This is a genomic window from Limnoglobus roseus (assembly GCF_008254045.1).
Lineage (GTDB): Bacteria > Planctomycetota > Planctomycetia > Gemmatales > Gemmataceae > Limnoglobus > Limnoglobus roseus.
The window spans coordinates 4,445,697-4,456,916 of the sequence record NZ_CP042425.1 but is presented as its reverse complement, the minus strand read 5'-3'; the positions used below and the strand labels follow the sequence as shown (position 1 = coordinate 4,456,916).

General features: G+C 66.8%; 6 protein-coding genes and 1 pseudogene. 4 read left to right on the top strand and 3 right to left on the bottom strand.

The features are described from left to right. The first annotated feature begins 383 nt into the window (after positions 1-383). From PX52LOC_RS18615 to PX52LOC_RS18605, 3 genes are read left to right on the top strand one after another with little or no spacing between them, the layout of a single operon-like run. Complete coding sequence (locus PX52LOC_RS18615; RefSeq protein ID WP_149111509.1) at positions 384-824, top strand: hypothetical protein; 441 nt, start codon at positions 384-386, stop codon at positions 822-824. Further along, positions 821-2,299, top strand: a complete 1,479-nt coding sequence (locus PX52LOC_RS18610; RefSeq protein WP_149111508.1) for an ATPase domain-containing protein — start codon at positions 821-823, stop codon at positions 2,297-2,299. The genes PX52LOC_RS18615 and PX52LOC_RS18610 overlap by 4 nt, the downstream gene beginning before the upstream one ends. 16 nt (positions 2,300-2,315) lie before the next feature. Then, positions 2,316-3,350, top strand: a complete 1,035-nt coding sequence (locus PX52LOC_RS18605) for a sensor domain-containing diguanylate cyclase (protein WP_149111507.1) — start codon at positions 2,316-2,318, stop codon at positions 3,348-3,350. Between the two features lie 98 nt (positions 3,351-3,448). Here PX52LOC_RS18605 and PX52LOC_RS18600 read toward each other — a convergent pair whose 3' ends face one another. The 3 genes from PX52LOC_RS18600 to PX52LOC_RS18590 are packed head-to-tail and all read right to left on the bottom strand — an operon-like array spanning position 3,449 to position 9,116. Further along, positions 3,449-7,318: a PAS domain S-box protein gene (locus PX52LOC_RS18600; RefSeq protein ID WP_168219086.1), complete on the bottom strand. Its 3,870-nt coding sequence runs from the start codon at positions 7,316-7,318 to the stop codon at positions 3,449-3,451. Between the two features lie 5 nt (positions 7,319-7,323). Then, positions 7,324-7,764, bottom strand: coding sequence for a response regulator (locus tag PX52LOC_RS18595; protein ID WP_149111505.1), 441 nt, complete (start codon positions 7,762-7,764; stop codon positions 7,324-7,326). Beyond that, positions 7,761-9,116 carry a sensor histidine kinase gene (locus tag PX52LOC_RS18590; RefSeq protein WP_246173759.1) on the bottom strand — a complete coding sequence of 452 codons (1,356 nt, stop codon included), beginning with the start codon at positions 9,114-9,116 and terminating at the stop codon, positions 7,761-7,763. The genes PX52LOC_RS18595 and PX52LOC_RS18590 overlap by 4 nt, the downstream gene beginning before the upstream one ends. Before the next feature lie 595 nt (positions 9,117-9,711). Here PX52LOC_RS18590 and PX52LOC_RS43615 point away from each other — a divergent pair. Further along, positions 9,712-11,172: pseudogene (locus PX52LOC_RS43615) on the top strand (ATP-binding protein); the annotation flags it as partial. Positions 11,173-11,220: the final 48 nt, after the last annotated feature.

The window sequence follows — 11,220 nt, the reverse complement described above, 5'->3', positions numbered from 1 at the left end:
CGGTTAAAATTTATGCAGATTCTAGACGAGATAATCGGAACCAGTGAGAGAATCAATGCTCTACCTGAACCGGTGGCCGGCTTTGGAGGCGTTATTCAATCGCTCTCCGACAGCCTGTTTGGTCGGCCGCCGACCATCCGGTTGAAGGGCGTGCGGTGTTCGGTCGGCGGCCGGCTCAATCCTCGATTCACACTTAATGAAGTACTCCATCTCGGAATATGGATAGCAGGTCTGAGTAAATATTTGTACAATAGTCATTTCGGCAGAGTTCTTCGTCCTTCCAGTTACCGCGGAACACCGCCGGACGATTACGGGTAAGCGGGTCAGATGGGAGAGACAATCCCACTCCGCAGCAAAGAGGGCTGCCGTCGGAGAGTCGCTTGATGGACCCCGTTCCGCCTACGATCCACGACCTCGCCCGGCGACTCGTCGCTTACGAGGCGGGAAACGCCGAACCGCCGGTCGTCGGCGGGTTGGCGGCGGTCCGAGCATGCGAGCGGCTCCGCCCGCCGCTCACCAGGTTGGTCGGCGCCGCCGGCTTCCACTCCCTCCTGTCGCGGGCGGTGGCCCTGGCCCGGGCGGAAGTCCCGTCACTGGGCCCCGTGCGAGTGCGGACCGACGGCTCTGTCGAGGGCCTTGATGACCCCGGGGCCGGTCACCGGGGCGCGGAGGCCGACGGTCCGGCGGGGGTCGCCGTCGTGGCCCATGTCATCGGCCTGCTGGCGACGTTCATCGGTTACCCCCTGACGCTGACCCTGGTGCGGGACGCCTGCCCGGGCCTGCCCGGGACCGGAGGGGACGAAGGGAACAGAGAGGGATTATGAGCGCCGGAGACAAGGTCACCATTCGGAAGTTGCCGACCGGCGTGCCGGGCCTGGACGAGATCCTCGGCGGCGGGCTGCCCGAATACTCGTTCAACATCATTGCCGGGGCGCCGGGGGGCGGGAAGACGACCCTCGCCCACCAAATCATTTTCGCCAACGCCACCTCGGACAGGCCGGCCCTGTACTTCACCGTCCTCGGCGAACCGGCCCTCAAGATGCTCCGGTATCAGCAGCAGTTCCAGTTCTTCGACGCGGCCAAGCTGGGTGCCGGCGTCCGGTTCGTGAACCTCAGCCAGGTCGTACTTGAGAAGGACCTGGACGCGGTTTTGGCGGAGATCGTCCGGGAGGTCGAGGCGGTCGGCCCCAGCGTCGTCGTGGTCGACTCGTTCCGGACTGTCGTCCGGAAGGCGGCCGGCGGGACCGGGGAGGCCGACCTCCAGGCGTTCGTTCAGAGGCTCGCGCTGCACCTGACCAGCTGGCAGGCGACCACGTTCCTGATCGGCGAGTACACGGAGGGCGAGGTCCGGGACAACCCGGTGTTCACCGTCGCCGACGGTCTGTTCTGGTTGTACCAGCAGGTCGAACGGAACTCGATCGTGCGGAAATTCCAGGTCATGAAACTCCGCGGCCAGGCGTCCGTCCCGGGGCTGCACACGTTCCGCATCACCGACGCCGGGGTCCAGGCCTTCCCCCGCACCTTCGGCCTGTCCGGGCGGAAGGACAAGGCCCCCGACCGGCGGCGGCTGACGTGCGGGGTCCCCGCGTTGGACGCGATGATGGGCGGGGGCATCCCCGAGGGCGACAGCCTGCTCATCGCCGGGCCGTCGGGGTCGGGCAAGTCCGTGTTCGCGACCCAGTTCATCGCCGAGGGCCTCCGCGTCGGTGAGCCGGGGATCGTCGCCATCTTCGAGGAGCGGCCGGAGGAGTACGCCGGCCGGGCGGCCGGGTTCGGCCTGGACTTCGACGCGCCCCAGCGGAACGGGACCCTCACCGTCATTTACCTCCGCCCACTGGACCTGTCGGTCGACGAGACGATGCGGGAGATCCTCGACGCGGTCGAGCGGACGGGGGCGAAGCGGGTAGTGATCGACTCGCTGGCCGGGTTCGAGATGGCCCTGGCACCCGGCTTCCGCACCGACTTTCGGGAGTCGCTCTACCGGATGATCGGGGCGCTGACGCGGACCGGCGTCACGATCGTGAGCACCGTCGAGGTGACCGAGACGTTCACCGAACTGGCCCTAAGCCCGTACTCGATCTCATTCCTCAGCGACGACATCATCCGCCTCCGGTACGTCGAGATCGACGGCCAACTCCGCAAGGCGCTGCTGGTCGTCAAGATGCGGGCAGGGGACCACAGCAAGGACATCTGCGAGTACGAGATCACGGCCGCAGGCCTGCGGGTCGGCGGGCGGCTGACCGGGTACCACGGCCTGATCAGCGGGATCCCCGAACCCGTCGCCCCGCCGGCCCGTTAACAACCCGGGGGAAGCCATGAATCCGTCCACGGCCGATCCGTTTGTCCCGGCTCTCCTGTGCCGCTACTTCTCGGAGCAGTCCCCCCAGCCGGCGCTCGCCGTCGGGGGGCCGACCCACGTGATCCGCTACGCCAACCCCTCGTTCTCCCGCCTCGTCGGCCGGCCGGCGGCCGAATTGATCGGCCGCCCGTTCGCGGAGGCCGTGCCGGAGGGGGTGGGGAACGGGTGCATGATGACCCTCGATCACGTATTCCAGACCGGGTTGGCGGAGAGCCTGGCGGAGCAGGAACACCGCCAGGCGTCCCCGGCCCACTGGTCGTACATGGCGTGGGCCATCTTCGGGGCGGACGGCCGCCCGGCCGGCGTCCTCGTCCAGGTAACCGACGCGACGGAGGCGGCCCGCTTTCGGCAGCGGGTGGTGGCGATGAACGAGGCCCTGGTGGTGTCGTCCGTCCGCCAGCACGAACTCCTGGAGAGCCTCCGGCAGGGCGAGGAGGACCGGCGGGACTTGATCGGCCAACTCGAACGGCAGAACCGGGTGTTGGAAGAGATGGCCCTGTCCGACCCGCTGACCGGGCTGCCGAACCGGCGGGCGATCGACCGCATCGCCCACACGGAGATCGTCCGCCGGACTCGCTTCCCGGCCCCGCTCGCGATCGGGTTGGTGGACGTCGACCACTTCAAGGACGTGAACACCGCCCTCCTCCTGTCCGGCGGGGACCACGTGCTGACGTGGCTGGCCGGGGTTCTCAAGACCTTGATCCGGGCATCCGACGCCATCGGCCGGGTGGGCGGGGAGGAGTTCATGGTGGTCGCCCCCGGGACCGACGCGGGTGGGGCCGAGGCGCTCGCCGAGCGGCTCCGGGCGAACGTCGCGGCCGCGGCGACGGCGTACCAGGGCCATCCCGTCCGGGTGACCGTGAGCGTCGGATTCGCCACCGTCGGCCCGGGGAGTTTGGTCGGGTATGATCAACTCCGCGGGGCCGCCGAGTCGGCTCTCCAGGAGGCCAAGGAGACTGGCCGGAATAAGTGCGTGATCCGGTCGGTGTGACCACGACTACTTCATCCGTGCGGCCTCTTTCAATTCGCCGACCGCTCGCTCGACCTCCACTTCGTGCGTCTCGAAAGTGATTTGACCGCCCCGGCCTCTTACGAAAGGCGGTCGGTCTCCGCGGGTGCGTCCAGAACCTCTCGCACCTTGAACGCCAGCGCGGTCGGGGAGAACGGCTTCTGAAGGAAGTTCACGCCCTCCCGCAGCACGCCGTGCCGAATGACGGCGTCGTCCGTGTAGCCGGAGGTGAACAGCACGCGAACGCCGGGGTGACGTTTGGCCACCTGCTCGGAGACGCTTCGCCCGCCCGCCCCGGGCATGACGACGTCGGTGACCAGAAGATGAATCGGCCCGCGGTGCCCGTCCGCGATTTGCACGGCCGCGGTTCCGTCGGCGGCTTCGAAAACCGTGTAGCCGCACCCGGCCAGAATGTAGCTCGTTAATCCCCGCACCCCGGCTTCGTCTTCCGCCAACAGGATCGTCTCCGTCCCTCGCGGGGGCGGCACGATCCTAGTCGGAGCTTCCCGGACGTCCGACCGCGGCTCGACTCGGGGCAAGTACACTTTGAAGGACGTGCCAACCCCCACCTCGCTATACACCGCGACGTGGCCGCCGCTCTGCTTGACGATCCCGAACACGGTGGCCAGGCCCAGCCCGGTGCCCTTGCCCGGGTCCTTGGTCGTGAAGAACGGCTCAAAAATCCGCTCTTGAACGTCCGGCGACATGCCCGTGCCGGTGTCCGTCATGCTCAACAGGACGTGGGGACCGGCCCGCGCGTCCGCGTGGGTGCGGGTGTACGATTCGTTCAGTTCGATGTTCTGGGTCTCGATCGTGAGGCGACCGCCCATTGGCATTGCGTCCCGCGCGTTCACCGCCAGGTTGAGCAGCACCTGCTCGATCAGCCCGGCGTCGGCCCGCACGGCCCACGGGGCCGATTCCAGGGTGGTCGTCAGCCGGACGTCTTCCCCGATCATCCGGCGGAGCATCTTGTCGGTTTCGGCCACGACCTCGTTCAGGTTGAGAATCCGCGGGGCCAGGACTTGCTTGCGGCTGAACGCCAGCAGTTGGCGGGTGAGTCCGGCCGATCGTTCCCCGGCCTTATGAATCTCGGCCACGAGCTCGCGGGACGAGTCGCCCGCCGGGAGTTTTTGGAGGAGTACTTCGCTGTACCCGTTGATGATGGTGAGCAGATTGTTGAAGTCGTGGGCCACGCCGCCGGCGAGTTGCCCGAACGCGTCCAGCTTCTGGGCCTGGCGGAATTGCTCTTCCAATTTCCGGCGGTGGGTCACGTCCGACTGCACCCCGACGAAGTGCATCAGGTCGCCGGCCGCGTTCCGAACCGGGGCGACCGACAGTTCGTTCCAGAACGGCGTCCCGTCCTTGCGGTAGTTTAGCAACTCGACGGTACACGGCTCCTCGGCCCGAACCGCCGCGTGGATCTGGGCGACCGCCGCCGGGCTTGTGTCCACGCCCTGGAGAAACCGGCAGTTGCGGCCGACGCTCTCCGCCGACGCGTACCCGGTGATCCGTTCGAACCCGGGGCTGACGTAGATGATCGGGTTGCCGGCCTGACTGGGGTCCGTAATGAGGAGGCCCTGGGTTGCCGCCTGAATGGCCCGGTCCCGCAGCCGGAGTGCGTCCTCGGCCCGCTTGCGGTCGGTGATGTCCCAATTGACACCGGTCATGCGCGTGGCCGAACCGTCGGCCGCACGTTGAACCAGGGCGTGCGCCTCGATGTGTCGCACTTCACCGTCGCCCCGCACGATTCGAAATTCGGTGTGGAAGTCTTTCGTCCCGGCGAGGGCGGTGGCGATCTCGGCCCCGGCGCGGCCTCGGTCGTCCGGGTGCAGACCATTCTGCCACTGGTCATACCCGCCCGTGAACTCGTGTCTGCGAATGCCGTACAGGACGAGCATCCGCGCGTCCCAGGCCATGGCGTTCGCCGACACGTCCCAGTCCCAGATCCCGATACCCGCCGACTCGGTCGCCAGGACGAGGCGTTGCTGGCTTTCCAGGAGCAACGTCTCCGCCCGCTTGCGGCTCGTGATGTCCTCCGTGAACATGATGACCCCGCCGAACCCGCCGCCGGTCCGCACCCACGGGCGGACTTCCCAGCGGATCCACTGCACCGTGCCGTCCGCGCGTTCGAAGGATGCCTCTTCACACCGGTCCACCGCCCCGGCCAGGCACCGCTGATGGATCTCCTTCCAACTCGGCGGAAGCTCGGGGAAGACCTCGTAGTGGCTGAGCCCGATGATGTTCCGCTCGCCCAGGTGGTAGTCGGTCATCCACCGGCGGCTCACGTGGAGGTACCGCATCTCGCGGTCGAACATCGCGACCGGGGCCGAGACGTTTTCGACGAACGACCGGAGGCGCTCCTCGCTCGCCCGCACGGCCTCTTCGGCCAACTTCTGGTCGGTCACGTCGGTGTGGACCCCGACCCACTCGCGAATCTCCCCGGCCGGCCCGCAGACCGGGACGGCCCGAGCCGACATCAAGCGGACCTGCCCGTCCGCCCGGAGGACGCGGTGGTCCAACTGGTAGGGGGTCCGCTCCTGGACCGCCACGGCCCAGGCCCGGGCGCTCTTCGGCCGGTCGTCCGGGTGGATGGCGTTCAGCCACCCCCACCCCCGGTGCTGTTCGACGGTTTGCCCGGTGAACGCCGACCACCCCGCTTGCTCGGTGTCGAACTCGCCCGAGGGCGGGGAGTCCCAGACGATCGCCGCCGTCGCCTCGACGAGCGACCGGTACCGTTGCTCGCTGCGGCGGGTCGCAATCTCGGCCCGCTTCTGCTCGGTGATGTTGCGGAACACGGTGATGCCGCCCCGCAAGCCCCCGGCCGCGTCCCGCATCGGCCGGGCGTTCACGCTAATCCACCGGGGGTCCGGGCTCCGGTCGTGGTTCACGATCATCTCGACCGCGTCGCACGCTTCCCCGCGCATCGCCTTGACCATGGGGTTGTCGGCGGTCGGAAAGGGCAACACCCCGTCCGGCGGCAGAAACAGGCTGTACTGCGCCTGCCACTCTTCCGGCCTCGCGTCGAGCTTCTTCGACCGCAGGATGTGCTCGGCCGCCGGGTTGAAGAGGAGGAATTGGCCCGTCTCGTCGGCCGCGACGACGCCGTCGCTCATGTTGTCCAGGATCGACTGGAGGACCTGAGACTGTTGCCGAAACCGGTCCTCGCTCGCCCGCAACTCCTCCTCCCGCCGGATCCGGTCGCCGATGTCGCGGGCGAACTTCGAGACCCCCACGAGTTGCCCGTCCTGGTCCAGAATCGGGGCGGCCGTGACGGACACGTGGCGGCGCGTGCCGTCGCGGTGCAACCGGACGGTCTCGAACTGGGTGAGGTGTTCGCCCCGCCGCATCCGGTCCAGAAGGCCGACGAATTCGTCGGCCTTCTCCGGGGGGACGATGATGGAAATGGGCCGCCCCACGGCCTCCGCTGCCGTCAAGCCGTGGAGGCGCTCGGCGGCCGGGTTCCACGAGACGATGATCCCGTCCGGCGTCATGGACGTAATGGCGTCGTCGGACGACTGCACGATCGACGCCAACTGAGCGGCGATCAGTTCGGTCGCCCGTTTCGCACGCCGGTTCCCGACCTCCCGAACCTCCCGCTCGATGACGGGCGGCAGGCGGACCAGAGACCCCTTGAGGATGTAATCGTTCGCCCCGGCCCGCATCATGGCGACCGCCGCGTCTTCGCCGACCGTGCCCGAGACGACGATGAACGGGAGGTCCGGGTCACCCTCGCGGACGATCGCCAGGGCGGCGGCCGATCCGAACTCCGGCATCGTGTGGTCGGACAGGACCGCGTCCCACGGCCCGGCGGCCAGGGCGGCGGTCAAGGCGGTGCCCGTCTCCACCCGCTCCCACTCCGCGTCGAGGCCGCCGCGCCGAAGGGCGAGGACCATCAATTCGGCGTCATCGGGTTCGTCCTCCACGATGATGACGCGGATCCGTTGCCTCATGGCGGTCATCCTTTCGGGGGCTCTTCGTTCAGCACCAGCCAGTACATCTGGAGTTGGCTCACGGCCTGCACGAACTGATCGAAGGCGACGGGCTTGCGGACGTACGAGTTGGCGCCTAGGTCGTACCCGCGGATTAGGTCGTCTTCTTCCCGCGACGAGGTCAGGATGACGACCGGCAGCCGGCGGGTGCGGGGGTCGGCCCGGACCCGCCGGAGCACCTCCAGCCCGTCCACCTTCGGCAGTTTCAGGTCGAGGAGCATTAACTGCGGGAGGGCGGCGACGTCTCGCCCGGCGTACGGCCCGGTGCCGAACAAGTAGTCGATCGCCTCGACCCCGTCCCGGGCGACGACCACTTCGTTGGCCACGTGTGCTTGTTTGAACGCCAGCAGGGCGAGTTCCTCGTCGTCCTGGTTGTCTTCCACGAGCAGGATAATCTTGGCCGTCATGAGTGGTCCGCCGGGCCGGGAAGGGTGAAGGAGAAGGCGGCCCCGCGGCCGACCGCGCCGTCCGCCCGGATCTCGCCGCCGTGCCGCCGGAGGACGCGCTGGACCGTCGCCAGGCCGATCCCCGTGCCGGTGAACTCCCGGTCGGAATGCAATCGCTGGAACGCCCCGAACAACTTGCCGGCGTAGGTCATGTCGAACCCCGCACCGTCGTCCCGGACGACGAACACGGGCCGGCCCGCATCCTCGCTCCCAGTAAACGAGATCACCGCCTCCGGTCGCTTCGCGGTGAACTTCCACGCGTTCCCGAGGAGGTTCTCCAGGACGATGCGGAGCAGCGACGTGTCGCCCACGGCGTTCAGCCCCGGGTGGGCCGTGAACGTCACGTTCCGTGCCGGCTCACGTTCCCGCAACTCGGCGACTACGGCCTCGGCAAGGGCCGTCAGGTCGACCCGCTCGGACCGCATCTCGGACCGGGTCACGCGGGACAGTTTCAGGAGGTCGTCGATCAGTTGGCCCATCCGTTGGGTGCCGACCCGGACCCGCCGGAGGTAGTGCCGGCCCTGTTCGTCCAGCCGGTCGGCATATCGCAGGAGGAGTTCCTGGCTGAACCCGTCCAGCGCCCGGAGGGGGGCCCGCAGGTCATGGCTCACGGAGTAACAGAAGGCCTCCAACTCCTGGTTCGCCGCCTCCAGTTGCCGGGTGTGCTCCCGGGCACGCAGTTCCAGTTCTTCGTTGAGTCGGCTCGTCGCCAACTCCGACTGCCCGAGCGCCGCGATCCGGGAGTCCGAATGCAGGAGCGTCACTTTTCGGACCGCCTCCTCGGACGCCGCCAGTTCTTGGGCTTGATGTCCCAACGCCGCGATTTCCGTCTCGGCCCGCGAGAGTGTTTCCTTCCTTACCGCTTCCACGAAGACCGCCAATTCCCGGGCCTTCTCCACCAGCATCGCGATCTTGGCTTCGGACTGCACGCGGGTTTGGTCTCGCAACCCGCCGACGAAATCGGCCAGGTCGAGGGCTTTCTGCTCCAGGGCCGCGATTTTCGCGTCCGACTGCGCCAGGGCTTGTTGTCGCGTCGTTTCGACGGAGCGGGCCAGTTCGCGGCCTTGTTGCTCCTGCGCCTCGACGCGGGTTTTCAGGTCGATGTTCGACCGGAGTTGTTCCTGCTGGCCGCTCCGCCGGTCGGTGTCGTCCTCGATGCCCAGGAGGACCATGGGCACCCCGTCCGCATCGCGGACGATTCGGTGGGCGTTCAGGACCAGGACACGCCGGCTCTGGCGTGAGCTGTCGTACTCGATTTCGAGGTCCTTGAACGTACCGTTTTGGGGGATGACGCCTTCGAGCAAGGTCCGCAACCGGGGCCGATCCCACCGCCCGGCGTCGATCTCGAACAGGGAGTGGCCCTCGGTGGCCGACGAGGCGGTGTCGAACGTGGAATAGAACGAGGGGTTGGCGGCGACGACTCGCGAACTCGCGTCAAGGATGAGGAGTGGGTGTTGAACGGTGTCGAGGATGCTCCGTGCGAACGACTGAATACCATCTCCTTGTCCGAAGGAATCGGAGGAACGGCTTGCCGAAGAAAGAGCATGTCGGGCGAGGTGGCAACCTCGCGAGAAAATGAGAGCGAGACGGGCGACTCACAACACAATGATAGAACGCGAGGAGAGATTGCAAAGGTCGAATCGTGGGTAATGCGAAAGTACCGGAAGCAAAACAATTCTTCACAGACACGTTTACGGCCAAGACGGTCATCACCTTCCGAATTCTGTCGTGCCGCACGAGATCGATACTTTTGCAATTCTCAGAATGTTACCCACCGACGGTAGCTTGTAAGCTATCCTGAAGCATTAGGCCGATGCCGACCCTTATGGCACGATTCCAACGGCGAAAGTGTGGCGCTGTGCGTAACTCTGAACCCGACCCGATCCCATTACTGGCAACTCATCCGCGATGAACGGCAGGCCATGGTCTCTGAGGTCCTCGATTGCCGAACCGCGGTTCCACTTTCTCAAAACCAACCGGCTTAAGCCGTCCCGCTCGTCGCGATCCTCCGACCCCATCACGCCCGACGCGGTCTCGGCCAGCGGTCACTTCGTTCAGGTGCCCGACGGAGAATCCCGATGGACTTCGACAAGTTGTATGGAGACGTTGCATGTAGGTGCACAACTTCGGGGGACGAGTTGCCGCCACGAATCCGTTCGAGCAAGTCCTGTCTGCGTACCTCCGGCCGACCGGCCCCGCCTTGGCCGACAAGGTAGCCGCGTTCGACGGTCTTCGCCGGCAAGGCCCTCATTCGTAGGTAACAACCATCGACCCGCACCCGCGGGTTTCGCCCCGAGAGATTCCGCCATCAACACCCCGTCCTTCGGTACTCGCAGCCTTACGCCGGCCCCAAGTCCGCTGGTCGAGGACATCCAAAACTACGCGCAAAACATCGTGGACACGGTGCGGGAACCGTTGCTGATCCTCGAGGTCCATAAGGCCGGCGAGCGGTCGGCGGGTTTGACCCGCCAACTTCTGGCGTTCAGTCGCCAACAAGTCCTGGCCCCACGGGTTCTCGACCTGAACGCCGTGGTGGCCGACATCACGGGCATGCTCCGTCGGCTGATCGGCGAGGACGTGAAGTTGGCCACCGACCCCGCCCCCGACTTGTGGCCGGTGAAGGCCGACCCCGGTCAGGTGGAGCAGGTGGTGATGAGCTTGGCGGTGAACGCCCGGGATGCCATGCCCGGTGGAGGTCGGCTAACGATTGAGACCCGGAATGTCGAACTGGATGCCGGGTATGCCGCGACCCACCCGAACATACAGGCCGGGGCGTACGTCTTGCTGAGCGTGACGGACACCGGGTGTGGGATGACGGCCGACGTGCAGGCCAAGATTTTCGAGCCGTTCTTCACCACCAAGGGGCCGGGTAAGGGGACGGGCCTGGGCCTGGCCACCGTCCACGGCATTGTGAAGCAAAGTGACGGGCACTTCGAGGTGTGCACGGAAGTCAGCGTCGGGACGACGTTCAAGGTGTACCTACCGCGGGTCGAGTCGGTGGCCAGTGAGTCGAAAACTCTCCGCGGGAGCCTGCTGCCTCCCCAGGGGACCGAGACGGTCCTGCTCGTTGAGGACGACGATGGAGTGCGGGCCTTCACCCGCTGGGTGTTGGTGGGGTGTGGGTATAAGGTCCTGGAAGCAAGCGATGCGGCCGTGGCCGCCCGTGCCACAGTCGGACACGCCGGGCCGATCCATCTGTTGGTCACCGACGTCGTGATGCCCGGCCGTGGAGGACAGGCCGTCGCCGTGGCTCTCGCCGAGGCCCATCCTGGAGCGAGGGTGCTGTTCGTGTCCGGATACACGGACGACGCGGTCATTCGGTCTGGGGTTCACGCCGGGATGGTCCACTTCCTTCAAAAGCCCTTTTCCCCGACCGCCCTGGCGTTTAAAAGCTGTGACACAACCTTTCGGCACGGC